The following is a 16,478-nucleotide window of genomic DNA, read 5'->3' as shown; positions in this document are numbered from 1 at the left end:
AGTTTCTAGGTTTGAGTAGTGAAATCCGATTCAGTGTGAAAATTAGCAAACTCCTTTTTAAGCTGTAGAATAAAATTTTTTATTTTAATGAAAAAATTGCTTCCGCATACTCAAGATGCCATTATAATGATGGTAGAGATATTTAGAGAGCTCAAAATTTATCTTGGTCTGCAGACCTTTTAACCAATTTTTCAATAAAAATTCAGCTACATCTGTTGTGTGTACATTCTGAATCTTTTTTATACAGGAGGATTTTATGTCCAGAATTCCAGATATTTGACCTTTACTTTAGCTAACAACAGGCGCCTGTAGTTTTTAGAATTAGTGTTAACACGGTTTTTCTACTTTTTTTTTCTTAATGTTTTAACTCAATACACACCATCATCATTTACTGCTTCTAAATATATCATTGCTAAACACACGCCGCTGTGTATTTCTATAGATAACTCATTGCCTAGACTTCGATTAAAGCAAGAATTCTTTCCTGGAAAAGCAAGGTTACTATGGCATAGTTCCCATTTTAATCCTTTAGTTGATATTTGAGCTTTCGGTATACCAAGTAAGGATATTTTAGTATTTTTTAGCAAAGAGGAAAAATAGCTAATACCTTTTTGTAAGGCGTACCCCACCATGGGAGGCGAAGGCATATAAAAGATACTATCTGTACTTAAAAAAAAGTTAATATTTTGTAGTATATGATCAATTGCTCCTCCAATAATACCCGTTACTATTGATGGCAATAACTTTACTGTTTTTAAGTGAGCCATTGCTTTAGAAAAGTCGCAATAATCTTGATCAGGTAGATATACTGTATTTAAGTTAGCACGTAAATTCGGATTTATACTATCCAAATCTCCTATTACAAGATCAGGTTTTACGCCAATTGATAGAAGCTTGTTTGCTCCTCCATCTACAGCAATAACAGGTATATCTTGTTTAAAAAACGATGAATCAGGTATTTCTCCATTTAGCACTACAATAGAGCGATATTCTTGCTCCACGCTACAATGTAGCATATGGTTATAAAACGCTCCGTGCAGTTTTTGCATCGTAGTAACATTTTTGAACAATTGATATTATACTGATCACTAATCCAGCAATATTACTGAGTATCACAAAAGCTAAACCCTGACAAATACCGTAAATAAGCCAAGATGATGAACAAATAAGATAACTCACCAACATTAGCATCGATACGTCACGAGTAAGTTTTGTGATATATGCTTTATATACTTGAGGCAATAACCCAATGAGAGATGTAACGAACGCGATGAAGCCAAAGCATTCTTCAATATTTACATACATACATTTTCCTACGTTTGTTTTAACAAGAGTCAGGTTCAAAGGGTTGTACTTTATGTACTCTCAGCTTTTTTAGAGCACCCCTAATGCGTGTAATTTATAACATCATTTAGTCTATTAATCAAGAAATTAACAGTGACTTGCATTCATGAAACCCAATCGGCTTCTATGCTAATTATTATCCAAACTAATAGTCGGCTGTGCATCCTGCTCAGAGATCAGAGCAACTAGCAAATTGTTTATCAATTGAACCTTTTGTTTTCCATCCAATTGTAAGCTTTTATTTTTTTCAAAATGGGCTATTACTTCTTCGATAATTCCTATTGCATTTTGCACTATATGCTTTCTTGCAGAGGTGATGGCATGCGCTTGTTGACGCCTCAGCATTGCTTGTGCAATCTCAGATGAATAGGCCAAATGCGATATTCTTGCTTCTGCAATTTCAATTCCAGCAATATTCAATCTTTGTTGTAGCATTGACCGCAATTCATTTGAAATTTTGTCAGAGTTTTTACGCAAAGATTCTTCATCGTTTTCGCTATCATACGGATAATTACTTGCCAGTTCTCTAATTACCGAGTCACTTTGCACAAAAACAAAATCATGATAATTATTAACATTATAATATGCCTTCGCAGGACTGCTCACTCTCCAAACAATTACTACTGAAATCTCTATCGGACTTCCATTAGCATCATTAACTTTAATTTTTTCTGTATTGATATTCTGAAATTTCAAAGAAACTCTATATTTACTCGAAAATGGAAGCGTTACGCATATTCCAGACTTAAAATAAGTTCCAATATAATGACCAAAAAACTCTATCACTCTTGCTTCATTAGGGTCATTAACGAAAAGTGCCTGAAGAAAAGTCAAAATTGAAACAGCAGCAACTCCAAGTGCAATTGTGCTGTCATACACAAAAAGTACCAATAAAATTAACCCTAGCGCTATTAGTACAGGAAAAGCCTGAATTTTACTTAGATTTCTATCACTTATCGTATTTTTATCTGTGCTGTCTTTATCAGATTGCTTTTTCACTTGCACCCTCTCTGCTGATTATTTCATCTACCTTACTTACAAATAATTTAAACTCTCTTAATTCACGATCAGGCAACTTTATCTCATTGCCATGAGCTATCGTAAGCGGATCAATATGTTTACCATTATATATAACTTCATAATGTAAATGAGGTCCTGTTGCAACACCAGTGCTGCCGACATAAGCAATGATCTGCCCCTGCTTTACTTTAGAGCCTAACTTTATATCGCTACTAAATTTGCTTATATGTGCGTAACAAGTTGAATATTCATTTTTGTGTTTTATTTTGATGTAATTTCCATAGCCACCATTCTTTCCTATATATTCTACCACACCCTCTGCAGCAGCATATATGGGACTGCCAAGCTTAGCTGCATAATCTACTCCTTTGTGAAAAGCAATTTTACCATGAATGGGATGATTTCTATTACCAAAATTCGAGGATATACGAAAATCTCCGTTTAAAGGACTTACAAAAATTTCGCTACTCTTCAAGCTTACCCCCTCTTTATTAAAATACCTTTCTTTGCCGTCTTGCGATTTATAATGATATAAGCTAATGGCTTTATTGTTTGTTGTCAGTGAAGTATATAAAATTTTTTCTTCAGCTTTCTGATTACCGAGCGATTTCTCAAAAAGAACCTCCAACTTACCTTTTGGCACAATGTCTTTTTTAAAATCTATACCAAAATCTTTATATACGTTGATTAATTTCATCACCGTATTTGGCGCCAAACCTCCTGCATCAAAAAAAGAGGATTTTATGTCACTGGATATGAATGATAGCTTTCTATCACTTTCTGTAGCTTCTTTTTTTCTGATCCCGTCTTGGAATAACACTGGAGAGTGGGTTAGTGTCATTCCAGTGCTTGAACAGTTTTTTAATCGAAAATGTTGTATAGCGTGCTGTTTACAATCAATTTCCAGTGTCTGGGCACTGGAATGACAATAGTATTTCTGCGCAAATGTTTCAGTTGCATATGCTGGTAAAATACAAAGCAGTGGAAGTATTACCAGCCTCATAGTTTATCAGCAAAAATAAAATTACCTTCAACATACTGCACATCATCATTATCTTCTAGCTCTTCAACTAATATAGATAATTTATCAATTAATTCTTTGTCGCTAACTTCAATCAGGTCCTTTGGTTGCCATGAAAGACGAGCAAGTTCTGGTTCTCCAAATTTTGTATAGAAAGCATCACGCACTCTACCAAAATCTTTCACTTCACAAGTTATAACATATAATTCTTCCTTGTTATTTTCCTCAACATTCAATACTTCTAATTCAATTCCATAGTTAAATAAATCTTCAAAATTTATACCCTCTGCTTTATAGACAATTAAGCCTACATGATCGAAAAGGTAACTCACACATCCTGTTTCTCCCAAATTACCGCCTTTGCGAGAAAAGATATAACGTATCTCAGAAGCAGTTCGGTTGCGATTATTTGTCAGAGCATGGACAATAAGTGCAGCACCAGAAGGTCCGCAGCCTTCATATTGTATTTCTTCATAACTTTCTCCAGCAACGTTACCAGCTGCATTTTTTATTGCTGTTTCTATTTTATCTTTTGGTAGATTTTCCTTTCGCGCAGAAAAGATAGCAGAGCGAAGACGTGGATTAAGCTCGGGATCAGTTAGCCCTTGTTTTGCAGCAACTGTTATTTCCCTAATGAGCTTCGTAAATTTTTGCGAGCGCTTTGCATCCTGAGCACCTTTTCGATGTTTTATATTTGAAAACTGTGAATGACCAGCCATAAGAAAACTAATTCACCCCTTCTACTAACATATTTTCATACTGCTCAGCTTCTAAGTCAAGGCCAAGAGCTAAGTGAGCTGTTATTAAATAACTAATAACTCTAGAAGAATATTTAGAATCTTTATTGCTTATCATATCTTGAAAACGCTTAATTGCTGCTAAATATTCACCACGCTTTAGGTAAAATTCACCAATAGAATACTCTTTTTTTGATATATGTTCTGTGATTAATTTTTCTTTTTCTTTGATCTCTTCTATATATTCGCTATTCGGAAAAAGATTAATATATTCAGTAGCTAGCTCTAAAGTTTTATATGCAATTTGTTGCCCAAGCTGCACTTTATTAATTTGCATGTAATAAGATAATACTCTTAAGTAATATACATATGGCAAATCTTCACCATTTGGATAAACGTATATATAATCATCTATATCACTTGCAGCACTGCTGTAGTTACCCATATTATAGTAAGAAACTCCAGATAATAATTTTGCTTTCATTGCCCAATAAGATAAAGGATACAAATCCTCTATCTTTTGAAATGCTCTAATAGCTTGCTTATATTTTTTCTGATCATAAAGCTTAACTGCCTCCTCATATAGTTCAGTTTCAGTGTGTTCAAGATCATTCGCATATAACTGCGTGAAGGGGCAAGTCAGAAGAAAAAAGCATATGATTAAAGTCTTATACATAAGATTTTTTTTGATCAAAATAAAGTATAGACTAAATATTACCTAAATAAACAAATTTTTGGCATTATCATCGAACGAAAAGCGTCTCTTGGCCACCATTACCTATATTGCTCGCACCACCACCTATTGCAACACCCTTTCCACTCACTTCTACGTTCTCTAGCTTTCTACTATAAGAATGTGTGATCAATCCACTTCCTACCATCAAAAGAGCAATACCTACCAGACCTAAAGCAGGCCCAACAGCAGATGATGCTAATGCTACTCCAGAAATCAATATTATTTTCCTGATTAGTAATAAAGAAGAACCAGCGAGCATTAACTTAGCTGAAGACATATTGCTTGTCTTTTTTTCAAACTTCTCATCAAAGTCTTGCTCTTTTTCTACTTCATATTTTTTACTTTTCTTGTACTCGCGATAGCAGAAAGTAGCACTCGCTACAAAGTAAAATAGACTAGAAATTGAAAAAGCTACGTCTCCTATTATTCCTTGCTCCAATGCTTCACCTACTATGCTAGCCACAATAACTAATGTAACTAAAGCAGCATCAGCATAGTTAAAGTAATCATCAACGGTACAAGGAAGGTCTCTCTTTTCTTTTTCTACTGTTTTCCCACTTTCAATATTCTCCAATTCTCGTTCTTTTTGTGCTATTTTTCTATTATTATAAATTAAATATAGCGTGCAAATAAGGGATAAGACTGTGAAAGGTAATATAGTATGGCCTAATGAGCTGCTTATAAGGCCAAGTAATACCTGATCGCTACATGTTTTTTCGAGCTCAATTGCCATCAATAATGCAAATGGAACCATTGTTACCAATGATACACATTTCCTATGTAGCTCTCTTTTTTTTAGTGTTAATAGTTCTTGTTCGAGCTTTTTGCTTTTTTCTTCCTCTCTTTCTTTTCTGACTTCTTCATCAACTGTTGGCCAAAAATCCCAGAAAAAATCTTCCATTTTAGCACCTTTTTTACCTTTGGATCTTTTTAAAAAAAACTTAGTGCCTGTAATACTAGTCATATGAACAGACCAACTTATGAACTAATACATTATATAGGATTTTAATTACTAAGTCAATGTTATGAAATTATTAACTTTCTTTGTATACTCTTAAGCAATTTAGTCAATCTGTTTGATGCCAGCTAGAACGTAATTATAGCCTGACCACATAGTCATAACAGCCGCAGCCCATAAGCAAACCACACCTATATATTTAGTTGCTTCATAATCACTCATTATTAACGCTACTATAGCAACCATCTGCAAAAATGTTTTAATTTTCCCAGCCTTACTCACAGGTAAACTAACGTTTGTAGCTATCAAGAACTCCCGCAAGCCTGAAACTAATATCTCCCTACAAACAATTATAACTGACGGTATAATTGTAATATCATCTATCTTATGCTTATAAACTAGCATGATTATTGTTGAAGCTACTACTAACTTGTCGGCAATTGGATCAAATAATTTGCCAAAATTCGATTGGACTTTCCATGCACGCGCTAAATAACCATCAAAAAAATCTGTAATGCACGCAAACATAAAGATCAATATTGTTCTTAGACTTGCATACTTACTCTCTATATAAAAGCTTGATATTATTGCCGGTATTGCGAGCGCACGAGAAATTGTTAGCAAATTAGGCACGTTTTTCTTAAGCATGTCACATCACCCTACGTAGTAGATAAATTTATACAGAAGTACAATAGAGTTCACAAGCTAATAGTTGAACATTCATAAAAACCCCATATACTTAGGAAATTACTAACAATAAGCTCAAAGCATGAATAATGATTTAGATAACACCACAAAACAAGAAGCACTTAAGTACCATAATAAAAGTGGTAAACCTGGTAAGGTATCAGTTATACCAACAAAACCCTTATCCACACAGCATGACCTATCACTTGCTTATTCCCCTGGTGTTGCAGCCCCATGCCTTGCAATAGCTAAAAATCCTAAAGCTGTTTATGATTACACGGCAAAAAGCAATTATGTGGCTGTCATTTCAAATGGCACCGCAGTGCTGGGACTTGGCAATATCGGTCCTCTTGCTTCAAAACCCGTCATGGAAGGCAAAGCTGTTTTATTTAAGCGTTTTGCTGACATTGATGCAATTGATATAGAAGTTGACACAGAAAACATAGAAGATTTCATCAATGCAGTAAGGTATCTTGGTCCAAGTTGGGGGGGAATAAATCTAGAAGATATAAGATCTCCTGATTGTTTTATAATAGAGAAACGTCTAAATGAGTTGATGGATATTCCGGTGTTCCACGATGATCAACATGGCACTGCAGTAGTTGTTGCAGCTGGTATAGAAAATGCCCTCGATATTGCTGAAAAGAAATTAGAGAATGTCAAGATCATCATGAATGGTGCTGGAGCAGCTGGTATTGCGTGTTTGGAAATACTAAAGTCCATGGGCGCTAAGAACATAGTGCTATGTGACAAACAAGGAGTAATACACAAAGACAGAAAAGAGGACATGAATAAGTGGAAGGAAAAATATGCAATTGACACTAAAGAACGTTCTCTACTTGATGCCATAAAAGGCGCTGATGTATTCATCGGACTCTCTGCAAAGGATGTGCTCAGCGAAGAGATGTTAAAAAGCATGGGTAAAGACCCGATCATTTTTGCTCTTGCTAATCCTGATCCAGAAATAAGGCCTGAGTTTGCAAAGTCTGTAAGGCCAGATGCAATAATTGCAACTGGTAGGTCAGACTATAACAACCAAGTCAATAACGTAATGGGGTTTCCTTATATATTCAGAGGAGCACTTGATGTACATGCAACGACAATAAATGAAGAAATGAAAATTGCAGCTGCAGATGCAATAGCGAAGCTTGCCCGTGAGCCAGTGCCAAATGAGATATCTGCAGCCTATGGCGGTCGTAAAATGAGCTATGGACGTGAATATATAATACCTACTCCATTTGATCCAAGATTAATTTCTATGGTATCTCCTGCTGTTGCAAAAGCTGCCGTTACCTCAGGTGTGGCAAGAAAGGAAATAGAGGACTGGAATGAGTATGCAAGTCAATTAAAATCTCGCCTCGCTAAGGCTCTCAGCACGCTCAATTTATTGTCTTCACATACGTAATTGGATAAATTTAAAAGCGATAAACCAATCCAAACTCTAAGCCATATATGCCAAACCTATTGGTAATTGTTGTAGTTGTTGATTGCATACGTGCAGTTTCATCAACTTCATTGCTTTTACCAGCAGGAATATATTTTTCGCCAGCTAGTATCTTTGCTACTGGCAGAATACCTTTAAATTCGTTACCAAGAATACCAAAATAGCGTAAACCAGCAAACGCTTGAGTGTTTGTTGTAAGTGGATAATTAACACCAAGCTTTGCTTGGTAAGCCAAAGCATATCTGGTTTTTCCTAAAAATTTAACCTTAGTTACACCTGCACCAACTCCAAAATATGGAATGCAGAGCATTTCTCCGACGTTAAAATCATTATACACATTGATCATTCCAGCCAAATTATTAAAACCTTCATTTTTCATCTTAAATGCAGCTTTGAACTTTACTTGAACATTAGGCGGCTTTTCTTGAATTTCAATATCAACTTTTCCACTTCTCCAAGGTGATTTACGTTCTGTTCCAACAGAAACATCATCATTACGACGAAGTTCAATATATCTTGCTTTTCCTTTATCTGAGTAATCTTCATCATCTAAGTTAGTCTGAGAATATAGAACTTCAAGATCAACTCTCATATTTTTGAATACATATCCTATTGAAGCACCACCTGCAAGTCCTGGAACGTATTTAGGACTATATCCAGCCTCAATCCTCTCCTCCTCATTAAAGCTAAAAACACCTTCCGTTACATTTTCACCTGCATCTTCTTTTCCTTTTAGAGAACCTATTGCATTGAAAAATGCTCCAAAATAGTTAGCTTGAATATAAAAATTCTTTAAATTATTTATTTCACTATCATAAGATAAGCACCTAAATGAAAAAGTGAGCAAAGTTAGTAGGTATGTAAATTTAAATCTTTTATTCGCCATATAAACCTCACATAATTTCACTTTTATGCTAACATACTTCTATTTTTTATGTAGCAATTTTTTATTGCGCTCAGTTGTTTTAGATTTAGAATAAGAGTATTGTAATTTAAAGTGAATCAATGGTTGTTGCAGTTCATGAATTAGAGAAAATTATCAAACAGTCATTCCCTGGTGCCGATATAAAGATTAAGGATCTTGCTGGAGATGATGATCACTACCATTTAAAAATAACTTCCCAGTGTTTTTCTGGAAGGACAAAAATAGAACAACATAGAATGGTATATAAGGCTCTTGAAGGTCAATCTATACATGCATTGCAACTAGAAACTGGAGCTTAAAATTAAGGTGATATTTATGAACAACTTTGAACAAATAAAAAAAGACATAGCAGAAAACGATGTAGTGCTGTATATGAAAGGCACCTCTGACTTTCCTCAATGCGGATTCTCTGGGCTCGTCGTATCAATTCTCAAAAATTTGAATGTAAAGTTTAAATGCATCAACGTACTTGAGAATGATGAAATACGTCAGTCCATAAAAAGTTTTTCTGATTGGCCAACAATTCCACAAATATATATAAAGGGAGAGTTTATTGGTGGCTGTGACATAATCCGCGAGATGTATGAAAAAGGTGAATTACAGAGTTTATTGAAAGAAAAACAGATTGTTTAGTAAGGAAATAAGCAAGAAAAAAATAGGCGTGCCTCACACCTAGCCTGATTAAAAACTTTAGTTTTTTGACTTTTGTACACTATTTGTACATAAGACATTCTCTTTAAGAAATGTACCAGGCCAAGTAATATTTGCCTGTACATCACTAATAGCGCGTGCCATATTTACATTTTGTTTAGCCTTTTTTATTAGAGAACTTAATGACGTACTGATTTTATCAATAATGCGCAGATCAGCTTTAGGAACACTTGCTTCAATTGCTTTCAGACCACTTTGCACTTTATCAAGACTATCACTTCTTATGGCAGCAGCAATATCTATAAACAATCGCTTTAGCTCTCGAGGTTGATCTTTTATAGTAAAAAGATAGTCTGGAACGATTTCGTAATCACCATTAACATTTTGTGTGCAATATTCTTCAATAGCCTCTTTTGCATCGTAGTAATCTTGTGGATTATCAGAACAAGAATATGCTGCACAAGATTCATTTCTATAATAAGGGCTCCCATTACTCTCAATGTTTTCTATTCTCTTCTTTACACTAGAAACTAAACCTTTTCCAAATACGATAGTATCGTCTCTGTCTGATTTTGAAACAGCCTCTAATAGAGTAGGTATTGCGTCTTGTCTGTAACTAAAGATAAATTCTATGCATGGAATATTACCCAAACTATTTCTAGGGCCTTCTCCACACAAAAGTTTACTTGGAACATGTTGTATAAAAAAGTTAACTACATCACTTGAACTACTGTCTCCTAGCATAAGTAAAAATTTGGGAAAGCTAGGATATTTATTCAAAAATAATGCACCATATATTTCATCGTCAATTGACTCCAATTCATTGTCAAAAATAATACTCCTTATCTTATTATAATCTAGCTCATTTATAGCTTCTTTTAACTTTTTATTTAAGTCAAGGTTATTCAACTCACGATAACGCTTATACTTTTCTTCACTAATACGTGGCATATAATACACTCTTTTTTTATAAAACATTTATACAACTAGCTTTCTTGTTAATAATTGTCAATACTTAGATAAGTATATTAGTAAGTATTTTTATAATTATTGCTAACACGGAATTTTATCTGATTTTTACTAAAAGTGTATATAAAAGCTAAACCTTATCACCAGGCTTAACAAATAGATGACCCAATGTTATCAACTTTATAGGCTTACTTTCATTATTTGCGACTACCCAAACTCCATCGTCTTCATAATCAACAATTTCTATTGCTGTAAATACTACATAATTATTATCATCAACAATCTTTATTCCAAGAATACCATCGTCATTTAAGCTTAAGGCCGAAGAAGGAATTTTATATGCAAATCTTTCACCTGAAGGGAGGCTTACACTAGCAGTCAGTCCTTGCAAAGATATAATCTCATTATCAGTTACCTTTACCTCCACTCTATAAGATCCAGTTTTAGGCTCAGCAATTTTACTAATAAAACTCACTTCACCTACTAATTCCCTTCCGTCTAGCAAATTAATTTGCGCTGTGCTACCTAGCTTTATTTTATTTACTTCATTTTCTGAAACATATAACACCACAAGAACCTGATCAAAATTAACTATGTCAGTTATCTTATGTCCAAGATTAACAAAATCCCCTTCATTTACGTTGATCTTATCTACATAACCATCAATAGGGGATTTAATCGCAGTATTTTCTAAATCCAACTCTAGCCTTTTTAGGTCAGCTTTTGCACTCTGCAATGCAGTAAAAGCTGATTCCACTCTTATCTGTGCTCCATACCCTTTTGTATTCAATTTTCGAGAGGAATCATACTCAATTTCACGCTGATTTAATAAAGCTTTGGCTTTTTCAACTTGCTCAACTCTGTCATAATCTTCTATCTTTAAAATTACATCGCCTCTTTTTACTTTTTCACCATCAGACAAATAAATAGCAATAACTTGACCACTTGTTCTTGAGACAAGGCTGAACCTATGCAAGGGATTTACCGTACCAGAAAAATTTAAATATACAGTGCGATTTTGTGGAGTATAATCCTGAGTTTTTAATGAAAAACTACTAATTGGATTATCACTATGAACCGCCTGATCTTTTTTTAAAAATGTACTGTTGATAAAAAACAGTAGAATAAGAGCAATACCGGAAACGATGATTACTTTGTTTCTCATCCTTAAACAGTAAAATTTATTGACCAATCTTGTTAGAAATAACTGCATAAATTTTCGAATCAGAAGTGTAAGTATAACACAGCTATTGTCACTCTATAAATAGTTTTATATGAGCAAGTTTTCTTACAATAAATAAGTTTTTATTGCAAAAATGCAATTTTTAATCAAATAAAAAAGTTGTGCATAAAATTTCCATCATATTATATGATGAAAATAAGAATATTGTAACAAAACTAAATATATATTTAAACAGAGCTTTAGCCCATCACTAAACCAACACCCAATTGCTCAACACTATCAATTTTAATTTGTAAAGTGCCCTTTATAAATTTATTAGCCTGGTCTGTACTCATAAAAACTGCATGTTTATTGGGCATTAATTTTTCCATATCTGCTCTATTTTTTTTATCTTGCAAATGAGGTTCGCAAATATAGCTATACTTTTTAAAATCTAGAAGTTTAGCAAAGCCATCACGATCATTCTCATGGTGAAAAGCAACATTTATACCTACTATTTCGTCCGTTTCTTGCAGCTTTCCATCTTTATCTATTACCTGTGCCTTAGCAAGCGCAACTGTAGGCTTATGGCCATAATTTGCTCCAATAACCCTTCTTATTGAATGTTCTATTGCTATTTTTTGCACTTCAGGACTTTCATCAAACTCTTTCAAAAAATTAAGGTGTAAGTTAATATATTCAGAGTATTTCAATCTGTGTTTTTTATGTATAGTTGGTTTGTAGGACAGTTCATTTGTAGGTGACTTATAGTTTGCAAGAAGCAATTTTTGTTCATATTGCTCATTAAATTTCTTTATCTTTTCAAAATGTCTTTTATATTGAGTCAATCCATCTTTCCCTTTTTTCTCCATCCTTTTCAAGAATTCCTCTACTGGCTCTCGTTTGGCTAGATTAATTTTGCGTATAAGCGGAATTTGTTTTTTCAAGCTAATCCAATATGGTAAGCAAACAACTTTCGCATCTTTCGAAAATAGACCTTCTAACTTTTTCACTGCATTGTATAAGTTTGCTGATTCTGGTTTATAATGCCCGCTATTATTGTCTATATAAGTTATTTTACCATTTACCACTTTCATTAAACCAGAACATAAAATCGGCTTACCGCCTGCAAGAGTTGAATGACGATAAGCCCATTCGCTTTTGTTAACATTAATATGTTCATGAGTTACTAATTTTCCATCAAGCGTGATAACATAAGCTACACAACCTTTTTTACCCTTACTAATTTTATCAGTTGTATCATATAATTTGCCCTCTAAGTTGTATAACTTAAGTTCCCCATCTTGCTCGCCAATAAATTTTCTTTGATCAAATTGTTCATCAGAGTTAAAATACTTAACCCTTGTATCAGTTCCAGGAATTTTTCTTCCTTCAACTCCAACTTCTGGAAACAAATTATATCGTGGAAAAAAATAAGTAAAATTATTCTCTATCCAATACAGAATCTTATTTATGATACCAAAAACTTTTCTATTACCTAAATCAATAGAGAGTTGCTGTTCCTTTGGTACTGCTAGATGATTGGACTTTGTACCAGACTTGCCAAATTCTTTGGCAGCATATTTAAACTTTTCTAGTAAATATTCCTTACGTTCTTTTGATATTGACATTTTTACCTCACTCACTATTATTTTATCCTATATTATTTTAGACAAAAAGTCAATCTTTCTTAAGATATTAAGAAAAGAAAAAGCAGCAGCAAAATAGCTAAACTGACTTAGATTTATCGACAATTTGAAAAATCATCATTCCGCTACTTGTTAGCCGAATCTATGTTCGCACAGTTAGTTATCGCTATTTACCCAACAAACTTATGCTAAGCTGTGCTGCCACTAATTTTGCAACCAGTACTCTATAAGGCGAGCATGACACATAATCAACCCCTGATTTGATGAAAAACTCTATGGACTGTGGATTCGCTCCATGCTCTCCACATATACCAAGTTTAATTTCTTTTCTGGTTTTTTTGCCCCTTTCGATAGCTATTCTGATTAATTCCCCTACCCCTTCGACATCTAGCACCTCAAAGGGATCGTTTTTGAATATGTTGCTTTCCTTATAAGAATCGAGGAAATTAACTGAATCATCTCGTGAAAGTCCCATAGTTGTTTGTGTTAAATCATTAGTGCCAAAACTAAAAAATTCTGCGTGTTTTGCGAGTTTGTCAGCAATAAGTGCTGCTCTTGGCAGTTCTATCATCGTTCCAATTGAATAGTTCACATCGAAATTTTCGGCTTCTTTCTTTATTAACTCGCATATCAGAATAAACTCTTTCTCACTCATGATAAAAGGAATCATGATTTCAGGTTTCACTTCTATCTTCTTTTCTTTCCTTAATTCACTTGCAGCACTGAGTATTGCCCTAATTTGCATGCCATATATTTCAGGATGAGAAATAGCAAGTCTACAACCTCGATGGCCAAGCATTGGATTTTTTTCTGATAACTGTGCTATTTTATTTTTTACTGATTCAACTGACTTATTCAGTGATTTGGCAATTTTCTCTATAATAGATTGATTGTGGGGCAAAAACTCATGTAGAGGCGGATCAAGTAAACGTATAGTAACCTCCCTGCCCTCCATAATAGAAAATATTTCTTTGAAATCAGACTTTTGCATTTCTTCGAGTTTATTTAATGCATTTGTCCTTTCATTTTCATCATCAGCTATTATCAACTTTTGAATGGATTCGATTCTATCACTAGCAAAAAACATATGTTCTGTGCGACATAATCCTATACCTTCTGAACCGAATTCTTTTGCAATTTTTGCATCTTTTGGAGTATCAGCATTCGCTCTCACCTTCACTGTTTTGATTTCATCTACCCAGTTAATTATCGTTTTGAATTCTTGAGATAATTCAGGCAAAATTGTAGGAAGAATACCAAGCATAACCTCTCCTGTTCCTCCATTGATGGTGATTGATTCACCTTTATTTACTTTTATATCCCCCATAGAAAGAAATTTTTCATCTTTATCAATATAAAGTCCATTTAGACTACAAATGCATGGTTTACCCATTCCACGAGTTACAACAGCGGCATGCGAGGTCATACCTCCTCGCGCTGTTACTATTCCACTTGCAGCATTCATTCCATTAATATCTTCAGGGCTCGTCTCTGATCTTACCAAAATTACTTTTTTACCCTGCTCTGCAGCTTTTTCAGCATCACTTGCACTGAATACTACATATCCAGAAGCAACACCTGGAGAAGCTGGCAGTCCTTTGCCTATTACTTCTTGATCGATTTTAACATCAAGAACTGGATGCAAAAAATTGTCAAAAGTTTTTGGATCAATTCTCAATATTCCTTCCTCTTTTGTAATCACTCCTTCGTTTACCATATCAACTATTATGCGAATAGCAGCTTCGGCTGTGCGCTTGCCAGACCTAGTCTGCAAAATCCATAACTTACCGTCCTGTACAGTAAATTCGATATCCTGCATGTCCTTATTATGACTTTCAAGTTTTTCACATACCGCGCATAATTCTCGGTAGACACTTGGTAGCAACTTCTCCATGGTACTTTCTTGCTCCCCGTCAATTGGCATAGGAGTATAAACACCAGAAACCACATCCTCACCCTGAGCATTAACTAAAAACTCACCAAAAAGCTTTTTTTCTCCAGTTGAAGGATTACGTGTAAATATCACGCCGGTTGCAGAATTATCATTTAAATTACCAAAAACCATTGCTTGCACGTTGACCGCTGTTCCAAGGTTTTCAGGAATATTATGTATTCTTCTATAGGAAACAGCCCTATCGTTTTTCCAAGAGGCAAATACTGCATTAACCGAGTTTAACAATTGCTCTTCAACGTTCTGCGGGAAATGCTTTCCAGTTTTTTCACATACTATCTCTTTAAAATCATTAACAATTTTCTTTAAAACATCAACATTAAGATCAGCTAAGCTTTTTGCTCCACTTTTTTGCTGTTCACTATCAACAATGTCTTGAAATAAGTGATGGTCAAGCTGTAGTACAACACTCGAGTACATCATGATGAAACGACAGTAGCTATCATAGGCAAAACGTTCGCCACTTTTTTTTGCAAGCCCAACAACGGTTGCATCATTTAGGCCAACATTTAGGACTGTATCGAGCATGCCCGGCATTGAATTCACACTACCAGAGCGTATGGAAACTAATAAAGGATTATTTGAATCCCCGAATTTACAACCGATGTCACTTTCGAGCATCGCCATGTAGTTTTTTATCTCGTTACGTAGATCACAAGACTATTCATTATCTTGACAATAGGCCTGACAAACAGCAGTGGAAATTGTAAAACCAGGTGGAACAGGAATGCCAATGTTACACATCTCTGCCAGATTTGCTCCCTTCCCTCCTAGTAGATTTCTCATTGCTGCATTACCTTCACAGTTGCTTTGGCTAAAGTAATATATTAACTTTTCTTGCATTTTTTTCGGATTTTCACTAATAAACATACTATACATACTATTCTAATAAATTTGTCAGGCAGGAGTAATAAATTTTGTAAAATTCAGCACAATTAAATAGCCTCTTTTCCTTTCATTCCAGTACTCTTTTCTGTCATCTCAATGACCTCTATGATGTCATTCCAGCGCATGACGCTGGAATCCAGTTCGTCCATAATCTCAACAAAAACGTTGTGTTTTAGCATAATTTTGTGCTCAATATGCTTATTTATAGTAAAGACTTCTGGATTCCAGCAGGCTTTGTTGCACCACTCAAGGAAAGAACAGGCAGTTACTGATGGAATTTGTTATAAAATAGATATTTAGCCGACAAAGGAAAAATATGCCAATAAGAATGAAAGT

The 16,478-nt window shown here is 34.4% G+C and carries 16 protein-coding genes, 1 pseudogene and 1 riboswitch; of the genes and pseudogenes, 3 read left to right on the top strand and 14 right to left on the bottom strand.

Features of this window, described 5'->3' with window-relative positions; genetic code table 11:
- Positions 1-368 precede the first annotated feature (368 nt).
- The 8 genes from ACJ5GX_RS01470 to pgsA form a co-directional block, all read right to left on the bottom strand.
- Entirely contained in the window at positions 369-1,049 is a 681-nt protein-coding gene (locus tag ACJ5GX_RS01470; RefSeq protein ID WP_052265049.1) for a thiamine diphosphokinase, read from the bottom strand.
- Positions 1,021-1,305 (bottom strand): SemiSWEET family sugar transporter, encoded by a 285-nt coding sequence (locus ACJ5GX_RS01465; protein ID WP_052265050.1) that lies wholly within the window; start codon positions 1,303-1,305, stop codon positions 1,021-1,023. The genes ACJ5GX_RS01470 and ACJ5GX_RS01465 overlap by 29 nt, the downstream gene beginning before the upstream one ends.
- A riboswitch (TPP riboswitch) is annotated at positions 1,294-1,397 on the bottom strand. It overlaps the preceding gene by 12 nt.
- Before the next feature lie 76 nt (positions 1,398-1,473).
- On the bottom strand, positions 1,474-2,343 hold the full coding sequence (locus tag ACJ5GX_RS01460; protein WP_010404803.1) for an SPFH domain-containing protein: 870 nt from the start codon (positions 2,341-2,343) through the stop codon (positions 1,474-1,476).
- Positions 2,327-3,367, bottom strand: coding sequence for a M23 family metallopeptidase (locus ACJ5GX_RS01455; RefSeq protein ID WP_052265051.1), 1,041 nt, complete (start codon positions 3,365-3,367; stop codon positions 2,327-2,329). The genes ACJ5GX_RS01460 and ACJ5GX_RS01455 overlap by 17 nt, the downstream gene beginning before the upstream one ends.
- A complete protein-coding gene (locus ACJ5GX_RS01450; RefSeq protein WP_019236937.1) occupies positions 3,364-4,104 on the bottom strand; it encodes a YebC/PmpR family DNA-binding transcriptional regulator in 741 nt (246 codons plus the stop codon). The genes ACJ5GX_RS01455 and ACJ5GX_RS01450 overlap by 4 nt, the downstream gene beginning before the upstream one ends.
- Positions 4,105-4,111: 7 nt before the next feature.
- Positions 4,112-4,798 (bottom strand): outer membrane protein assembly factor BamD, encoded by a 687-nt coding sequence (gene bamD / locus ACJ5GX_RS01445; protein WP_019236936.1) that lies wholly within the window; start codon positions 4,796-4,798, stop codon positions 4,112-4,114.
- Between the two features lie 67 nt (positions 4,799-4,865).
- A complete protein-coding gene (locus ACJ5GX_RS01440) occupies positions 4,866-5,822 on the bottom strand; it encodes a hypothetical protein (protein WP_007302576.1) in 957 nt (318 codons plus the stop codon).
- 99 nt (positions 5,823-5,921) lie between these two features.
- Complete coding sequence (gene pgsA / locus ACJ5GX_RS01435; protein ID WP_495292614.1) at positions 5,922-6,464, bottom strand: CDP-diacylglycerol--glycerol-3-phosphate 3-phosphatidyltransferase; 543 nt, start codon at positions 6,462-6,464, stop codon at positions 5,922-5,924.
- Between the two features lie 121 nt (positions 6,465-6,585).
- On the opposite strand from pgsA, the gene ACJ5GX_RS01430 reads away from it, so the two are divergent.
- Positions 6,586-7,908 carry a malic enzyme-like NAD(P)-binding protein gene (locus ACJ5GX_RS01430; protein ID WP_082241867.1) on the top strand — a complete coding sequence of 441 codons (1,323 nt, stop codon included), beginning with the start codon at positions 6,586-6,588 and terminating at the stop codon, positions 7,906-7,908.
- 10 nt (positions 7,909-7,918) lie between these two features.
- On the opposite strand, the gene ACJ5GX_RS01425 is transcribed toward ACJ5GX_RS01430, so the two are convergent.
- On the bottom strand, positions 7,919-8,833 hold the full coding sequence (locus tag ACJ5GX_RS01425) for a P44/Msp2 family outer membrane protein (RefSeq protein WP_019236934.1): 915 nt from the start codon (positions 8,831-8,833) through the stop codon (positions 7,919-7,921).
- A 119-nt stretch (positions 8,834-8,952) separates the two neighbouring features.
- Between ACJ5GX_RS01425 and ACJ5GX_RS01420 the strand changes: the two genes are divergently transcribed.
- Together ACJ5GX_RS01420 and grxD are read left to right on the top strand one after the other, a co-directional pair.
- Positions 8,953-9,171, top strand: coding sequence for a BolA/IbaG family iron-sulfur metabolism protein (locus ACJ5GX_RS01420; protein ID WP_007302571.1), 219 nt, complete (start codon positions 8,953-8,955; stop codon positions 9,169-9,171).
- 16 nt (positions 9,172-9,187) lie between these two features.
- Complete coding sequence (gene grxD, locus ACJ5GX_RS01415) at positions 9,188-9,505, top strand: Grx4 family monothiol glutaredoxin (RefSeq protein ID WP_007302570.1); 318 nt, start codon at positions 9,188-9,190, stop codon at positions 9,503-9,505.
- Positions 9,506-9,562: 57 nt separating this feature from the next.
- Here grxD and ACJ5GX_RS01410 read toward each other — a convergent pair whose 3' ends face one another.
- The 5 genes and pseudogenes from ACJ5GX_RS01410 to ACJ5GX_RS01390 all read right to left on the bottom strand — a co-directional run bounded on the left by ACJ5GX_RS01410 (position 9,563) and on the right by ACJ5GX_RS01390 (position 16,321).
- Complete coding sequence (locus tag ACJ5GX_RS01410) at positions 9,563-10,474, bottom strand: hypothetical protein (protein WP_230609146.1); 912 nt, start codon at positions 10,472-10,474, stop codon at positions 9,563-9,565.
- Positions 10,475-10,622: 148 nt separating this feature from the next.
- Positions 10,623-11,657 carry an efflux RND transporter periplasmic adaptor subunit gene (locus ACJ5GX_RS01405; RefSeq protein WP_230609147.1) on the bottom strand — a complete coding sequence of 345 codons (1,035 nt, stop codon included), beginning with the start codon at positions 11,655-11,657 and terminating at the stop codon, positions 10,623-10,625.
- 257 nt (positions 11,658-11,914) lie between these two features.
- On the bottom strand, positions 11,915-13,285 hold the full coding sequence (locus tag ACJ5GX_RS01400; protein ID WP_019236931.1) for an IQM protein middle domain-containing protein: 1,371 nt from the start codon (positions 13,283-13,285) through the stop codon (positions 11,915-11,917).
- Between the two features lie 184 nt (positions 13,286-13,469).
- Positions 13,470-16,124 (bottom strand): annotated as a pseudogene (gene ppdK / locus ACJ5GX_RS01395) (pyruvate, phosphate dikinase).
- Between the two features lie 65 nt (positions 16,125-16,189).
- On the bottom strand, positions 16,190-16,321 hold the full coding sequence (locus tag ACJ5GX_RS01390; RefSeq protein WP_007302564.1) for a hypothetical protein: 132 nt from the start codon (positions 16,319-16,321) through the stop codon (positions 16,190-16,192).
- Between the last annotated feature and the right edge of the window lie 157 nt (positions 16,322-16,478).

Source organism: Wolbachia endosymbiont of Tuta absoluta, from assembly GCF_059414725.1.
The sequence above is the reverse complement of the archived record's forward strand: the minus strand, read 5'-3'. Positions and strand labels throughout refer to the sequence as shown.